Raw genomic sequence first — 16,773 nt, 5'->3', positions numbered from 1 at the left:
TAAAAACTACGATACTTTGATGAACAACTATAAAGAATTAGTTGGTAAAAAGAATGAACCTACAGACTTTACTAATGAAGTCTATCAACGCTATCAAGACCCAGTAGTGACTGCAGACCATGCGCCAGTACACTGGAGATATGATCTTAATGCCGAAACAAACCCATTGGGTCTAGAGCGTTTTGGTATAAATGCCACCTTCAATCCGGGAGCGATGAAATGGGGTGATAATTACGTGCTTGTAGTACGCGTTGAGGGTTATGACCGTAAATCATTTTTCGCTATAGCAGAAAGCCCTACAGGTGTTGATCAATTTGAGTTTTGGGATAAACCTATTGTTCTTCCTCAAACTTCAGAACCTGATGTGAATGTGTATGATATGCGTTTAACGCGTCATGAAGATGGCTGGATCTACGGTATATTTTGTACTGAAAGAAAAGATCCTAATGCTCCGGCAGGTGATGCAAGCGCAGCTGTAGCTAATGCAGGTATTGCAAGAACAAAAGATCTTGTAAACTGGGAGAGACTTCCCGATCTTATCAGCAACACCGGGCAGCAACGTAATGTTGTTCTGCACCCGGAATTTGTAAATGGTAAATATGCTGTTTACACAAGACCTCAGGATGGTTTTATTAGCGTAGGTAGCGGTGGCGGTATTGGCCTGGGTTATATAGATGATATGTCAAATCCTGTGGTTCAGGATGAGAATATAATTAATCACAAGGTATACCATACTGTTTACGAACTTAAAAATGGTCAGGGACCGGCTCCTATAAAAACGGAAGATGGCTGGTTACATCTTGCTCATGGTGTGCGCAACACTGCCGGCGGACTTAGATACACATTATACATGTTTATGACAGCCCTTGATGATATCTCAAATGTAACGCATCAACCCGGCGGTTACTTTATGGCGCCTAATTACTACGAGACTGTGGGTGACGTGCCTAATGTACTTTTCGTAAATGGCTGGATAGAAGATGAAGGGAAAGTCTATATCTACTATGCATCATCAGATACAAGATGTCACGTAGCTACATCTACAGTTGAAAAACTTGTAGATTATGTAAAGAATACTCCTAAAGATAAATTTCACTCTGCAGAATCAGTTCATACAATTATTGATCTTGTAGATAAAAATAAAGGACTCTATTAATGAGCAACAATTTACCAAATACATTTTTCACAGATCTTAAACAGGAATTGGGTGCGATCACTCAATACTGGAAAGATTTTAGTGTAGATAATGAAAATGGTGGTTTTATAGGGCAACGGGATCATTATAACAAAATGATCCCCAATGCCTCTAAAGGAATAATCCTGAATGCCCGCATTCTCTGGTCTTTTTCTGCAATCGCGAATTATGATGCAGATTATGATCTCAATCCATTTATGGAGCGGGCGTTTAATTACCTCTATGACTTTTTTAGAGATAAAGAAAACGGTGGTGTTTTCTGGGAGTTAAACGCAACCGGAGAACCAATAGTTAAAAAGAAACAAATCTATGCACAGGCATTTGCCATTTACGCGCTTAGTGAATATTATTTAAATACTCAAAACAACAAGGCTAAAGAATGGGCTATAGAACTCTTTGACCTTATAGAAAAACACGCCTTTGACACCGAAAAAGACGGTTATATAGAAGCTTTTGAAGCAGACTGGTCGCCCATTGCAGATATGCGATTGAGCGATAAAGATCAAAACGCTGCGAAAACAATGAATACGCATTTGCACGTTCTTGAAGCCTACACAACGCTTTACAAGATTTATCCTGAAGAGCGCGTTAAAAAGGCGCTCGACAACCTTATAAAACTCTTCCTTGAAAAGTTTTTGAATAGCGAAAACAACTTCGAGCTATTCTTTGATACAGACTGGAATCTTACCAGCGATATTGTATCATTTGGGCACGATATTGAAGCCCTGTGGCTACTTATTGAAGGTGCCAAATCTTCCGGAAATAAAGAGCTTCTTTTAAAAACACAAGAGGCTGCTGTACCCGTTGCAGACAAATTTCTCGAGTACGGCTACATAAAAAACAAAGGTGTTCTTAACGAAAAAGAGCGAAGCAATGGCGAAATTGACACAGATCGCCATTGGTGGCCCCAGGCGGAAGCTATGGTTGGTCTCTTTTATGCCAATGAGATAAAAAGTGACTCCCGTTATACCGAAGCTATTCAGGATATATGGAATTTCACCAAAGATCATATCATAGATTCTAAAAATGGAGAATGGTTCTTTAGGGTTGATGAGAATTTTCAGCCTTATAAGAACGAAGATAAACTGGGCATGTGGAAATGTCCCTATCACAATTCACGCGCCTGCATCGTCCTTCTGAAAAAACAATAATAATCTTACACTGCTATGAAAAGAATTTTACACTTAAGCTACGTCCTTATATTTTCAATTCTTGCGAGCTGTAGCAGTGATTCCGATGTTTTTGATGATCCTATCCAGGAAAATCCGGAAGAAACACCTCAAAATCCGCCAGAAACACCCGAAAATCCGGAAAGTCCGGAAGAAACGCAGGGCTATTATCCCACTCCTTCAGAGACCTCTTCTTACATGGTAGATGCTAACGCTACTGCAGAAACCGTTGCTCTTTTCTACAACCTAAAAGGGAATTCTCAAAATCACATTATTATAGGTCAACAAGATGCTTTTAATGCTTTTTATCAGAATAACAGTGGCGAGTCTGATATGATGAAGCTTACCGGTAGCGATCCCGCACTGCTGGGTTCAGATTTTATGTTTATCACAGATGACAATAATGACGGGACCTCATCAAACTGGTTCTACCAGCAAGAATTACAAATTACAAGCGATGCTGTTGATGCGTATAATAAAGGCATGGTAAATATATTTTGCTGGCACTTTAGAGAACCTTATGAAGGGCAGAATTTCTATACCAGCGAATTATCAGATTTTCAGAAATACAATGCTTTTGCAAGTTTACTTCCAGGTGGTGAAAACCATGACTACTACAAAACCAAACTAGAGAAGATCGCCCAGATCGCTAAAAATATGGTTGGTAATGATGGGAATCTTGTCCCTTTTATCTTCAGGCCTTTTCACGAATTTGATGGTGATTTTTTCTGGTGGGGAGCTCCATATTGCACTCCTGAGCAGTTTAAAACTCTCTGGCAATTTACAGTAGAGTATCTGCGTGATGATCTTGATGTGCATAACATCTTATACGCTTACGCGCCAGACAACAGTTATATCACAAAAGCTGCTTACCTAGAGCGTTATCCCGGCGATGATTATGTAGATGTTCTGGGCATGGATAACTATGGCGATCTGTATGCACAAGACGGTTCCGGCGTTCAGTTGGCAAATGATAAACTTAAAAACGTATCAGAACTTGCTCTTGAGAAGGTAAAAATTTCCGCTTTAAGCGAAACAGGCTTCTTTGTAGATGCAAATACAACTCTCGCTTCAGATTTTTACTCAAATAACCTCTATAAGGTTTTAACAAACAACGGTATTAAAGTAGGCTTTATGATGTTTTGGCAGAATTCTAATTCGTCATATACAGTCCCAGTTCCCGGTGTGGCAGGAGCTTCAGATTTTATGACATTCATAGAAAAAGACGAGCCGCAACTGCTCAATTCCATTCCAGATATGTATTCCATGCCTAATTAATAAGACTATATAACGAGCTAATTTTAAGATTATTACACTAAAGTCAATATTGGTTTTATATTTTATTTAGTCGCTTTCGCGAAAGCGACCGTGCACAACAAAAATCAACTTATAATGCAAAAACAATACATTATGAAACGACTAATATCTCCACTTGTTCTGATGATTCTTGCCATTGCCAGTTCAGGTTTTAGCTTACATGAAAAAGATAAATTATTTCTGATGAATCAAGAAAATGATACGATAACTAAAAAGGTAGATTCACTTTTAAAGATCATGACTTTAGAAGAGAAAATTGGCCAAATGAACCAATATAATGGCTTTTGGGATGTAACCGGCCCTTCCCCTGAAGGTGGCAGCGCAGAGAAGAAATATGAAGACCTGCGCAAAGGTTATGTAGGCTCTATGCTAACTGTGCGCGGTGTAGACCAGGTGCGTGCCGTGCAAAAGATCGCTGTAGAAGAAACCCGTCTTGGTATTCCCTTGATTATTGGTTTTGATGTAATTCACGGGTATAAAACTTTGAGCCCTATTCCACTGGCAGAGTCTGCCAGTTGGGATCTTGAGGCGATCAAAACTTCGGCTAGTGTGGGTGCTGCAGAAGCCGCAGCTTCTGGTATCAACTGGACGTTTGCCCCTATGGTAGATATTTCTCGTGATGCTCGCTGGGGCCGCGTGATGGAAGGTGCCGGTGAAGACCCTTACCTAGGAAGCAAGATTGCTGCTGCCCGCGTACATGGTTTTCAGGGTGATGATCTTGCAGATCCTTTAACGGTTGCCGCTTGCGCAAAACATTTTGCCGGTTATGGTTTTGTAGAAGGTGGTCGTGAGTATAACAAAGCAGACATTGGTACGGCAACATTGCACAATATTATTCTTCCTCCGTTTAAAGCTGCAAAAGATGCCGGTGTGAGAACGTTTATGAACGGTTTTAACGAACTAAACGGTGTTCCCGTTACCGGAAGCGAATACCTGTTGCGCGACATCCTGAAAGGCAAATGGGGTTTTGACGGTTTTGTGATCTCAGACTGGGCTTCTATTGGTGAGATGATGGTGCATGGTTTTGCAAAAGATAGTGCCATGGCTGCCCAAAAAGCCGTTAAAGCCGGAGTTGATATGGATATGGAAGCGTATGTATATGTAAATTCCCTTGCTGAAATTGTACGTTCAGGCAAAGTTGACGAAGCTCTTATAGATGATGCGGTACGCAGAATTTTGACAGTAAAATATGAGCTTGGTCTTTTTGACGACCCTTATAAATATTGTGACGAAGCCCGTGAGAAAGAAGTTGTAGGAAGCAAAGAAAATCATGAAAAAGTACTCGATATGGCTAAAAAATCGATCGTACTGCTTAAAAATCAGGATAACTTGCTTCCTCTTAAAAAAGAAGGTCAAACCATCGCTTTAATTGGTCCGCTGGCAGGTGATAAAAATAGTCCGCTGGGGAGCTGGAGAATTGCTTCAGACGACAATACAGCTGTCTCGGTTAAAGAAGGTTTAGAAGCATATAAAGGCAATAAAATCCTTTTTGAGAAAGGCGCAGATTTGGTTACTGGCGATGTGACTTTTATTGACGAACTCACATTCAACACTACAGATACAAGTGGTTTTGATGCTGCTGTCGCTGCTGCGAAAAAAGCCGATGTTGTGGTTCTTGTAGTTGGTGAGCACGGTTTCCAAAGTGGTGAAGGTCGTAGCCGTACAAATCTTGATCTTCCCGGAGTACAACAAGAGCTGATGGAAAAAGTTTATGCGGCAAATCCAAACGTAGTTTTAGTTTTAAATAACGGCAGACCTTTGGCGCTGGAGTGGGCTTCAGAGCACATACCTGCGATTGTTGAAGCCTGGCATTTAGGTACCGAAACCGGTAATGCCGTAGCTCAGGTGCTGTATGGCGATTATAACCCAAGTGGTAAATTGCCAATGTCCTTCCCAAGGAATGTGGGTCAAACACCGGTGTATTATAATCATAAAAACACAGGTCGCCCTGTAAATCCCGGAGGTACAACAGTTTTCTGGTCGCATTATACAGATACTGAAAACACACCGCTTTATTCCTTTGGTTACGGCTTAAGCTATACCACTTTTGAATACAGCAATTTTAAACTGAACAAAAGTGAATATGCGATTGACGAACCTGTAACTGTAAGCGTTGATGTAACCAATACCGGCGATTATGATGGTAAAGAAGTTGTACAATTATACATTCATGATCTTTTTGCGAGTATCACAAGACCGGTAAGAGAATTAAAAGGTTTTGAACTGGTACCGCTTAAAAAAGGAGAAACCAAAACGGTTACCTTTACCTTAGATCAGGAAACGCTTGGTTTTTATGACCAAAACGGTGATTTTCAGGTAGAATCGGGCGATTTTGATGTGTTTGTAGGTGGTAATTCTGATACTACTTTAAAGCAGACGTTTACTCTTATGGAGTAAAAACCCCTCCGCCTTTGGCACCTCCCCTTAAAAAGTGGAGGAACTTTAAAAAACTATAAAACCCCGATTGCTTTTAGCAGTCGGGGTTTTATTATAATAACTATTTTGTTGTGAGTATTTCTATTCTGTCATTCGAAGGAGGTACGACTGAGATATCGCATCCATTCATAAGTCCAAGAAATTACATTTAACTGGATCTACTCCTCCCCTACCTCAACCATAAAACTGGAAGCGGGTAAATCTGCAGAGTTATACAAACCGGGAATGGCAATATTGCCCCAGCCGTAGCGTACATATTTGGGTTCTTTTATATCAGATCTTAGTGTTAATTCGCCGTTTTTGAGTTTTACCTTCTTGGCGAATTTAAAATCCTTATCAGCTCCTGCAACTTCAAAAAGCGCATTGGCTCGTTCTTTATTTCCAAAATGTAAACCGTCTGCGTTTTTAAAGATGACTTCTATTTTACTACCGTTTGCAACGGCATGATCTATTAACGGACTTTCAGCTAAATCCTCACTTGTTTTGTAATGCTTGCTCAGCGCCAGATTTGCAAAACGCATCCCTACCGGCTTTTTGTTTTTAGGATGGATATCATCATCTTCTCCCAGATCACCTAAAACGACCATTCCCGTATTAGGAACAGCCAATGCTTTACGTTGTGCATCACGTATTTCTACTCCGCTAAAATTATCGCCGTAATTAAACGGAGCGATCTGGGCGTAATAGAACGGAAAATCCTGATCCCATTTTTCGCGCCAGCTTTTTATTAAAGTAGAGAAGGTATTGGTATAATATGATGCGTTAGATGTATTAGACTCGCCCTGATACCAGATGACACCGGCAATATTATAAGGAACAATTGGGTTTATCATCCCATTATACGCCCGGGCAGGTTCACTGGGTCCCCACTGCTCTTTTTTAAGCATTTCTGCTCCTGTAGAAAGTGAGTCGCTTTTTTTAAAAGCATCGCCGGGAATCCAGATCTCAGCAGGTGTACCGCCCCAATTAGAGCCTATTAAACCGATGGGAACATCTAATTCCTCATTTAGCTTTTTCCCAAAGAAATACGCAATCACACTAAAACTTTTCATCGTTTCAGGTGTGCTTTCTACCCATGTGGCATCTACATCATTCTGCGGATATTCTGCAGATCTGCGAGGAACATCAAAAAACCGAATATTAGCATTTTTCGCGGAAGCGATAGCCTCTTCTGCTCCTATCATACCTGCACCTGCGCTCCATTCCATATTAGATTGCCCTGAAGCAACCCAAACCTCGCCTACCATTACGTTTTCAAAAGTAATGGTATTGTAACCTTTTACAGTTAACGTATAAGGGCCGGGACCGGCTGGAGTTTTTAGTTTTAACTTCCACTCTGCCTGTCTGTCTGCTTTTGTGGTTAAAGTATCCTGTGGACTCCATGAAGCGACAACTTTTACATCTTCACCGGGGCTTCCCCAGCCCCAGATATCAACTTCAGTATTACGCTGCAATACCATATTATCTGAGAAGATATGTGGCAATTTTACGTTTGCCCAACCACTTGTCACAGCCATAGATAAAAGCAGCGTTGAAAAGATCGATTTAAATTTCATGTATTATGACTTTAAAATCTTTTCTATCTGCTGCAACTCATCATTAGAAAACTCAAGGCGCTTTAAAGTCTCTACATTATCTAGCAGTTGCGACACTTTACTCACTCCCACAAGAACCGAAGTAACTCTGTCATCTTTTAATAACCAGGCGATTGCCATTTGAGCCAAACTCTGATTGCGTTTTTGTGCGATCTCATTAAGTGCCTGAACCTTCTCAACAACTTGTGGCGTGATCTGCTCTTCACTTAAATAACTTCCTGCAGTGGCAGCGCGAGAATCTTTAGGAATTCCGTTTAAGTATTTACCCGTTAAAATACCTTGCTCTAAAGGCGAAAAAACGATACTTCCTGCACCTACTTTTTCTAAAGTGTCAAGTAACCCGTCATCTTCTACCCAACGGTCCATCATATTGTAACGCGGCTGATGAATTAAGAATGGTGTGCGCTGTTCTTTAAGTATCTCTGCAGCTCGCGCAGTATCTTTTGCATTGTATTGAGAAATCCCAACATATAGTGCTTTACCTGAACGCACGATCTGATCAAGAGCTCCCATGGTTTCTTCTAGCGGAGTATCAGGATCTGGGCGGTGGTGATAGAAAATATCAACATAATCAAGACCCATACGCTGCAATGATTGATCAAGACTGGCAATAAGATATTTACGTGAACCCAAGTCACCATAAGGACCAGGCCACATATCCCATCCTGCTTTTGTTGAAATTATAAGTTCGTCACGATATGGTTTAAAATCCTGTTTATAGATCTGCCCAAAATTACTTTCGGCAGAGCCGTATGGAGGACCATAGTTGTTTGCGAGATCAAAATGAGTTATTCCATTATCAAAAGCGGTTCTTAAGATAGCACGCGCATTTTCAAAATTATCGTTGTAACCAAAGTTATGCCATAGCCCCAGCGAAAGCAGTGGTAGTTTAATACCGCTTTTACCGCAGCGGCGATACTGCATGTCTTCGTAGCGATTTTCTGCTGCTACGTATGTTTTTGTAATATTCATAATTGGTGTTTATTGATTAAGTAAATCTTTATAGAATGGTATTAACATGTCTGCCATTTTTTGATGATCGTCAAGATCAGGATGTGAGCCACAGCCGCCGGGAGTGATCGTGTCAAACTCAAAAACAGCGATGGTATGATCATCTGCAAAAGCATCTTTCACTTTGTTAAGACACTCTAGCAGCACTTCTCCCTTATCACCAGAAATCATAGGGCTGGTAAGTAATGCAACTTTTGTATCAGGATAGCGCTCATAAACTCCTTTTACAAAACCTATGTATGCTTCAGTATATTTCTCTTTACTAAAAGGAAGTCTTTCTTTCTCCCCATCACCTTCAGAAAGGTCATTTGTACCCAGACAAATACTCACTAAATCGGGTGAATACTGGTCAAAATCCCACAATTTATCCTTATTTCCGTCAAGGTTTAAAGTTTCATAAACATCTGGCATAACCGGCGCAGTGTCTTCATCATTCCAGTTGCGATACATACCCATGCCTGAAACAGAACTCAAAAGATATTTTGCATCTAATGCCCTTGCCGAAATAGGACCGTAAGCCAAATATGCATTGTGCTGGTCATACCAAACATCTGTTGTCCCGCATGGGATTTCTTCTATATCTGCACCCATACCGCAGGTTATAGAATCGCCTATAAATTCTATTGTTTTATCTGGAATATTAGTAACCTCTGTTATCTTTTTACCTTCGGCACCTAAAAAAATGACTCCGCCATTACTGGCTTCTGTAGCTTTGTAAATGCCTATACCATTCACGCTACCTTCTGGCAGCTTGATCCCAATTTTATTAATTGAATCTGGCTCTACCTTATACCGTTGCAGATACTCGCCATTAATAGCTACAGAAATGTAATTGTGACTATTGGTCTGGCTTTTTAAGTAAAGTGTGATAGAATCGTTTTCTGTATTGAAGGTTACAGATGATGCCGGACTTATAAAAACCGTAGAGCTGTCTGTAAGTTGCTCTGTTCTGCCTTCGTAATGAAAGACTTTATTATTGGCGTTTAAAAAGGTTGATTTTTCTGCTTTTTCTTCGGTTTTGCATCCTAGCACGACAAGAAAAAACAAGGGTAGTAGTAAAGCGATTTTATTCATCTAGTTTTATTTTGATTAAAACTAAAACAAAGATTGCATTTGCGCATAAAATATCTGCTTAAACTGTACTAAAATCGGCTAATAATAGCATAAAATCTCCCCTTAACCAGAACCTTTTCTCGTAGACTAAAGCACTAAAACAAAAAACCGATGTTCTCTAAAAGAAACACCGGTTTTATTCACCAATTATAATTAACAAAACTTACTAATTTACTTTCTCTAAATCTAAATTTGTCTTTTTAATGAGATTAGATAATACTCTGCATTTTCTTTCGAGCAAATCGCATTTTTTTTCAATTTTGCTTTTAGAATTCTCGTCTTTTTTTATCTCCCGGTAAATAATCTTAGGAGCCGTATAATTTACTTTAATTGTCATATTACCGCGTTTTTATTAAAGTGCACGTTTAAGCTGAATAACCCAAGAAACTGTATTTTTAACTTCATCCATCTGGTAATACAGTAGCTGCTTTAAATTTGCAGGTATTTTTTTTGTCGCTAATACTCTCTCATATTCTAAGTAACATTTTTCATCTGCTCTAAGGCAACTTTCAAGTAAATAATCTGGATCAAAAATGAGAACCAAACTTCTTAACCACATAATAATCATATGAGCCGGATTTGTTATTATTTTATCCCAATACCCATTTCCTGACGGTTTATCATCCAGAAAAAAAGATAATTCATTATAGAATTTCTGCCTCTTATCTGCCTGCTCATCACAATATTCTTTTAGCAACTTTTTATTGTTTACTGTAAGGCTACATGCCGTTCGATATTTTTTCTCTGCTTTTGACATTAAATATGCCAGATACCGAATGTCTTTGGTTAGATTTTTAGGAGTTTTCATAGTTTGGTTGTTTGGGTTGTTCAATAAATTTGTCTCTTAAAGTTACATTTGAGAAAAACTATATTTTGACGTTTTCCATATAAAAGTTAACACAAAAAATATCAGCTCCTCATTTAACATTATTAAAACCAGATTCTTACAAGTAATATATGTAATGTGAAATATTTCAATAGGTAAAAATTTATTAGTATCAAAAATATTACGTATTGTGTTAAGCAATAGAAGAATATACTCCTAGATTTGTTTAAGAGAAAAAGAAACTATGATTATTGAATAGCAACCTAATTCCAACCTAATTCCAGAAAAATATTCGGGGGTATGATTTTTCTGGAAACGAAAAGCTATTCATAAAAAAACCGGTCTTATGACCGGTTTTTTGTTTTTATAAAATGAAAGAACCGATGTTCTTAAAAAGATCACCGGCTCCCTCACATTTATAATTAACAATAAAATCTTAATCTATGGTATCCAGGTACCTGCTGGTTTTCTTTATTAGTTTAGCTATACTGCTACATTTTTCCTCAAGCCTTGCGCATTTTGCATGAATTCTTTTTTTTGCTATCATTGCTCGATCCTCTTCAGCAGAAATAATTTTGGGAGCTGTATAATTTATCGTAGTTGCCATGACTAAATAATTTTTATAATGCTCGTCTAAGTTGAATTACCCAGGTTAGGGTATTTCTTAGATCTTCCATCTGGTATGATAAAAGATGCTTCATGTTAGGAGGCATATTTTGTAACGTATTTATGCGCTCATACTCGCTGTAACACTTTTCATCTGCTTTTAGGCAACCTTCTAATAAATAATCAGGATCAAAATATAACAGCATCCCTCTTAAATACATGATAAACTGTTGAGCAGGAACAGTAATCATTTTTTGTAAACGTGCCGTTCTTGTCACTTTGTTATCAAAAAAAGATGCGATCTCAATATTATAGTGATGTCGTTTTTCTGCCTGCTCATCACAATACTCTTTTAATAAGGTTTGCCGCTTTTCTGTTAAATGATAAGCTATGCGATATTTTCTCTCTGCTTGTACCATTAATAGGAGAAGATGGCTAATCTCTCGGGTTAATTTTTTAGGAGTTTTCATAGTTAGGTTGTTATAGATTGTATTACTTAAAATTACATGTGGCGATAACAACCTTTTAGCTTTTTCCATTTTATAATTGTCACAAAAAATATCTAGTTATTATTTTAACATATTTAATGTCAGTTTATTACAAGTCATAAATATCTATATTACTACGTGAGCAGACAGATAAGCCATTATTCCTCCTAATTCCCTTTATAAATTCATCATAATTTATGATAATAGAATTAACAAAAATTATTAGTATTAAAAATACTACGTATTGTGTTAAGCACTAGAATTTTATACTCCTAAATTTGTCCTATAAAATTAAATTAAGATGCTGCGCTGGTCTTTTGTATGTATTCTTGTGGCAATTGCCGCTGCTGTTTTCACTTATGGAAACGTAATTAAAGGTGCAGAATTAAGCGCTAAAATATGTATGATAATATTTTCTTTCCTTTTTGTGTTAGCATTAATTGTAGAAAGAAAACCAAAGTAAAATATGTGTTAATGATTGAATAGCTCTCTAAAATCCAACCAAGTTTCAGAAAAATATTCGGGGGTATGATTTTTCTGGAAACGCAAAGCTATTCATAAAAAAACCGGTCTGTTGACCGGTTTTTTAATTTATATGATTTCCTGTTAAATTCTCCTTTCTAGGAAGTCCCACGTACCTTTTTTTGATATGCTTTAGGCGTGGTATTGTATTTATTCTTAAATATTTTTGAAAAGTAGCTTCTACTTGTAAAACCTACAGAATATACTATTTCTGAAATACTAAAGTCTGTCGTCTTTATTAATTCTTCTGCTTTTTCTATACGTACGTTCTTTATATAGTCAATAACGGTACGATCGTAAAGATATCTAAAAGCAGATTGCAATTTTGCTGCAGGTATGCCAGCTCGTTGTGTAAGCGACTCAATAGTATGCGGTAAACCTACATTATCATCTATATACTCTGCAAGTTCCTGCGCTTTTGCCAGTTCTCTTTTTGACAAAGGATTTTGCGGAAATTCATTTTGAAGATCATCTCTAAATTGTTTTATCTGCAAAGCAAGAATTAGATTGATCTGGCTTTCTATTAAAAACTTGCTAATAAGACCATCCTTTTCTATAGTTTTGAGATGTTTAATCTGCTCTGCTATTTTTAAATTATAGGTACCACGATATGAAAATTCCTCAGCATTTTCATTTAAGAACAGTTCTTTTAAAGGGTCGTCTATAAAATCTAAATAACCGCGATGATTTAGGTATTTCTCGCGATGTAACTTAAAGATATTAAACTGCAACAATTTATTTGCACTCAGGCAAAGCTCCATACCCTTACTGGTAGCACTTAGTATTATAGATTGATAATCATCTACAGATATCCATTTTGATTTGTCATAAAACCGCTGTTTTAGATCGCCATTGAGGCAGTAAATAAAGTATAGCGGACTTAAAACCGAAGTGTTTATTTTTAAAACAATATCATCATAAAACTCAACATCATATTCAAGAAGCGATATTCCGCCTTTAAAACCTATATATCGTATTAATCCCTTACCTATCTCATTATTCAGTTTAAGTGAGTATTCTTCATTATAGTTTGAAACTTCTCCTTTTAAAGAAGCATTAAGTTTATGAATTAATTCATGCACTTCGTCTTCAGCATTCAATTCTATCTCCCGCATATATGGTTGTTTGGTCAGGTTTTTTAGGCTTTAAACTGTTATAAAAACCTAAAAAATAAAGGTGCGGTAAAGTGGACGAATTGGTTAACTCAATTCTAATGATGATTAACACAAAACGTTTTTTAAGTTAATTTTAAGAAATAATTAACAATAATGCAGACAGGTTGACACATGCTCTACAATCATATTCTTTTTGTAGATTATTTTTTAAAACCATTGGTATCACCTAAAAATTCGCTGGGGCTTACGCCAAACTTTTCTCTGAAGATTTTAGAAAAGTAACTTCTACTATTGATACCCAGCTCATTAGCAACTTCAGAAATATTATGATCTGTAGTTAAGAACAAATGCTTTGCTTTTTGCAATCTTAACTCCTGCACATGTTCATTGATCGTATTGCTGTACATAAGCTTAAAGCACTCCTGCAATCTATTTACATTTGTACTTAAACGATCTGCAAGTTGCGGTATGGTAGGGAGATCATTTAATTCATTTTCAATAATATGCATTGCCTCTTTTACTAACTCTATCTCCTGAGTTGTCATAAAAGCAGTATTCTCTGTAATAGAAATCTCTGCGCTGTATCTTTCAAGCTGTACGGTAAGCAGGTTATACAGTAACCCCTTAATGTATAAAGCGCGTATAAAACCTTCTTTTTTACAGTTAATGATCTGCTGTATTATATCATAAATCTCTAAGCCAAAGGTACCGTTATGATAAAATGTATTTACCGCATACACATCTTTAAATACCGCATATAATTCACGATCTAGAACCAGAAAATCAAAATCAAAATCTTGTTGAAATTTTGCACGATCTATCTCTAAGCAAATCATTTCTACAGCTTGATCTATGGGGAATGTTAAGGTATGGTGTGTATGGTAATTGCCCACCACAATTATCTTTTGAAACTCACCCACATAAAACGGTGTATGGTGATGCTCAAGGCTATGTTGTACCTCACCTTTTGTTGTATAAATAAAGCGTAAAGGCTGGTATACGCGCGAGTTAAATTTAAAGTGCATTTCTTCACTAAACTCGACATTAAAATGTATGTGCTGTAACCCAGAACTAAAAAGGATAAATTCTATTTTTCCCTTACCCAGATGTTCAGGAATTTTAATAAAACAAAGCCCCTCTTCATTTACAACACTAGAATTTAATTGTTTGGCAAGATCGTTCATAGAACTTAAGGTAGAACCCCCATCTATATTGATAGTTCTCATTGGGATAGATTTTAGAGTGTTACTCTCCCAAAAAGAATAGAAGCGATTTTAGGTTTCCGCACAATTATTTCTTAAGGTACGCATATTAATCATATATTATTTACAAATGGCTATGAGATATGTTTACAGATAAGAAAAATAGTAAATGCGTTATTTTTAAGCATACAGTTGCTTTTTCACCTAAAAATCTCCCTTAAAAAGCACCCAGATAATTCCCGATTTTTCACCTAAAATAGCCGATTTTACCTCCTAAAAATCACTAAATTAAACACCGTGTAAAAGCTTCTGTAAAACTAATGGTATGGCAATTTCTATAGCAATTCACGGTGGTGCCGGCACTTTAATTAGAGGCGAAATGACACCTTCTAAAGAGCAGGCCTATAAGACCCAGTTACAACTTGCAACAGAGACAGGATATGGTTTACTTGAGAAAGGCAAAAGTGCTATTGAAGCCGTAGAAGCGGCAGTAAAAATTCTGGAAGATACACCTCTCTTCAATGCAGGAAAAGGAAGCGTTTTTACGGCAGAAGGTAAACATGAGATGGACGCTTCTATCATGAATGGTGAGAACCTAAAAGCGGGAGCTGTCTCGCTGGTTTTTGGCATAAAAAACCCGATTTCTCTGGCACGAGAAGTGATGCAAAACAGCGATCACGTTTTTTTAGCAGGAGAAGGGGCTATTGAGTTTGCAAAACTGCATGGTTACAAGATAGAAAATGAAGACTATTTCTACGACGACTATCGCTTTAAACAGTGGCAGGAAGTTAAAGGTACAGCTAATTTTCAGCTTGATCACAGCGCAAAAAAAGATTCAAAATTTGGGACTGTGGGTGCTGTAGCCTGTGACACCTTTGGCAATTTGGCGGCAGCCACTTCAACGGGAGGTATGACCAATAAAAAGTGGGGTCGCATAGGCGATTCTCCCATCATAGGTTCTGGCACTTACGCAAACAATAAAACTTGCGCTGTAAGCTGTACCGGCAGCGGTGAATATTTTTTGCGTGGCGTGGTGGCCTACGATGTTTCCTGCCTTATAGAATACAAAGGGCTGTCACTAGAAGAAGCGACCTCTACCGTAATTTTTGAGCGGCTTAAAAACCTGGGTGGTGATGGCGGTCTTATTGCTGTTAACGCTCAGGGCGAAATAGCAACGCCGTTTAATACAGAAGGTATGTACAGAGCCTATAAAACCTCCTCTGGAGCATCAAAAATCGCTATTTATGCCGATTAATTGTTGATAGTAGGTGAATTCATATCTACATGCAGAATTTTTACCTGATGCTTTTGAATATTGAATTTATCACCTTTAGCTAAAATATGCGTCTTCAGATTTGTGAGCGACATGAGATCGCCTTTAGACACGTATTTTTCAGAATTAAATTCTAACTCGCCGGGATCAAAAATAATAACCATTCCAGAGCCTATAACCTCAACCGTATTGCAATTCTTGATCACGAGCCCGGTATCCTCAGCAAGACCAATCCCCACCATATGCGGAAATTTCGCAACAGCTTCTGCAAGTCTGCCAAATCTGCCGCGACGTATAAAATGAGAATCTATAATTAGATTAGGAATAAAACTCATCCCCTCGCCCATTTTTACGGCTCCTTTTATAAAAGCTTCTTTTACGATACCGCCCATGATCATCTCATGTGACATACACATTGCACCGGCACTGGTACCGGCTACGATGAGCGATTCATTTTGATACCTTTCTTTTATAAGTTTATGAATGCTTGTCCCTCCTATTTTTCTCGTGATCTCAGATTGATTCCCGCCAGAGAACATGATACAATTAGCCGTTTTGATCCATTCTATATATTCAGGATCTTCAGACTGCTCGCGCTGCCTGATATCCATAATTTTAATATTAGTGCATCCCAGCTTACTAAATGCTCGTATGTAATTTTCTCCTACTTCATCTGGTATACTCGATGCGGTGGGTATAATAATTATAGAAGCTTCTTTACCACCACTCTCCTGTACAACCCGTGACAAAATACTGTCTTCTATGTATTCTGTATGGTATTTTTCCTGATTTCTTACTCCTTTATTCTCATTGCCACCTATGGGAATAAGCGTTCCTTTTAACTTCATTTATCCCGTGTATTTTGAATATAAAAATACAGCTAATGTTCTAAGAAATAGAGTACT

At 37.8% G+C, this 16,773-nt stretch carries 14 protein-coding genes; 5 read left to right on the top strand and 9 right to left on the bottom strand.

Annotated features, from left to right (window positions below; genetic code table 11):
- Positions 1 to 19: 19 nt before the first annotated feature.
- From ACH3PA_RS10875 to bglX, 4 genes are all read left to right on the top strand, one after another.
- Positions 20 to 1,156 carry a glycosidase gene (locus ACH3PA_RS10875; protein WP_416446616.1) on the top strand — a complete coding sequence of 379 codons (1,137 nt, stop codon included), beginning with the start codon at positions 20 to 22 and terminating at the stop codon, positions 1,154 to 1,156.
- Positions 1,156 to 2,346, top strand: coding sequence for an AGE family epimerase/isomerase (locus ACH3PA_RS10870; RefSeq protein ID WP_416444342.1), 1,191 nt, complete (start codon positions 1,156 to 1,158; stop codon positions 2,344 to 2,346). The genes ACH3PA_RS10875 and ACH3PA_RS10870 overlap by 1 nt, the downstream gene beginning before the upstream one ends.
- Before the next feature lie 15 nt (positions 2,347 to 2,361).
- The gene (locus tag ACH3PA_RS10865) at positions 2,362 to 3,642 is read left to right on the top strand and encodes a glycoside hydrolase family 26 protein (protein ID WP_416444344.1); all 1,281 of its coding nucleotides are present in this window, start codon (positions 2,362 to 2,364) and stop codon (positions 3,640 to 3,642) included.
- A 132-nt stretch (positions 3,643 to 3,774) separates the two neighbouring features.
- A complete protein-coding gene (gene bglX / locus ACH3PA_RS10860; protein WP_416444346.1) occupies positions 3,775 to 6,078 on the top strand; it encodes a beta-glucosidase BglX in 2,304 nt (767 codons plus the stop codon).
- 197 nt (positions 6,079 to 6,275) lie between these two features.
- On the opposite strand, the gene ACH3PA_RS10855 is transcribed toward bglX, so the two are convergent.
- From ACH3PA_RS10855 to ACH3PA_RS10820, 8 genes are all read right to left on the bottom strand, one after another.
- The gene (locus ACH3PA_RS10855; RefSeq protein ID WP_416444348.1) at positions 6,276 to 7,673 is read right to left on the bottom strand and encodes a sialate O-acetylesterase; all 1,398 of its coding nucleotides are present in this window, start codon (positions 7,671 to 7,673) and stop codon (positions 6,276 to 6,278) included.
- A gap of 3 nt (positions 7,674 to 7,676) precedes the next feature.
- The gene (gene mgrA, locus ACH3PA_RS10850; protein WP_416444350.1) at positions 7,677 to 8,684 is read right to left on the bottom strand and encodes an L-glyceraldehyde 3-phosphate reductase; all 1,008 of its coding nucleotides are present in this window, start codon (positions 8,682 to 8,684) and stop codon (positions 7,677 to 7,679) included.
- Between the two features lie 9 nt (positions 8,685 to 8,693).
- Positions 8,694 to 9,797 carry a GDSL-type esterase/lipase family protein gene (locus ACH3PA_RS10845; protein ID WP_416444352.1) on the bottom strand — a complete coding sequence of 368 codons (1,104 nt, stop codon included), beginning with the start codon at positions 9,795 to 9,797 and terminating at the stop codon, positions 8,694 to 8,696.
- Between the two features lie 391 nt (positions 9,798 to 10,188).
- A complete protein-coding gene (locus ACH3PA_RS10840; RefSeq protein ID WP_416444354.1) occupies positions 10,189 to 10,644 on the bottom strand; it encodes a hypothetical protein in 456 nt (151 codons plus the stop codon).
- A gap of 454 nt (positions 10,645 to 11,098) precedes the next feature.
- Positions 11,099 to 11,269 (bottom strand): hypothetical protein, encoded by a 171-nt coding sequence (locus tag ACH3PA_RS10835; RefSeq protein ID WP_416444356.1) that lies wholly within the window; start codon positions 11,267 to 11,269, stop codon positions 11,099 to 11,101.
- Between the two features lie 13 nt (positions 11,270 to 11,282).
- Complete coding sequence (locus tag ACH3PA_RS10830) at positions 11,283 to 11,738, bottom strand: hypothetical protein (protein WP_416444358.1); 456 nt, start codon at positions 11,736 to 11,738, stop codon at positions 11,283 to 11,285.
- A 638-nt stretch (positions 11,739 to 12,376) separates the two neighbouring features.
- Positions 12,377 to 13,393, bottom strand: a complete 1,017-nt coding sequence (locus ACH3PA_RS10825; RefSeq protein ID WP_416444360.1) for a helix-turn-helix domain-containing protein — start codon at positions 13,391 to 13,393, stop codon at positions 12,377 to 12,379.
- Between the two features lie 200 nt (positions 13,394 to 13,593).
- Positions 13,594 to 14,619 (bottom strand): helix-turn-helix domain-containing protein, encoded by a 1,026-nt coding sequence (locus ACH3PA_RS10820; RefSeq protein WP_416444362.1) that lies wholly within the window; start codon positions 14,617 to 14,619, stop codon positions 13,594 to 13,596.
- Between the two features lie 301 nt (positions 14,620 to 14,920).
- Between ACH3PA_RS10820 and ACH3PA_RS10815 the strand changes: the two genes are divergently transcribed.
- Positions 14,921 to 15,850, top strand: a complete 930-nt coding sequence (locus ACH3PA_RS10815) for an isoaspartyl peptidase/L-asparaginase family protein (protein WP_416444364.1) — start codon at positions 14,921 to 14,923, stop codon at positions 15,848 to 15,850.
- On the opposite strand, the gene ACH3PA_RS10810 is transcribed toward ACH3PA_RS10815, so the two are convergent.
- Complete coding sequence (locus tag ACH3PA_RS10810) at positions 15,847 to 16,716, bottom strand: cyanophycinase (protein WP_416444366.1); 870 nt, start codon at positions 16,714 to 16,716, stop codon at positions 15,847 to 15,849. The genes ACH3PA_RS10815 and ACH3PA_RS10810 overlap by 4 nt on opposite strands.
- Positions 16,717 to 16,773 lie beyond the last annotated feature (57 nt).

This window comes from Leeuwenhoekiella sp. A2, from assembly GCF_047946655.1.
Lineage (GTDB): Bacteria > Bacteroidota > Bacteroidia > Flavobacteriales > Flavobacteriaceae > Leeuwenhoekiella.
The sequence above is the reverse complement of the archived record's forward strand: the minus strand, read 5'-3'. Positions and strand labels throughout refer to the sequence as shown.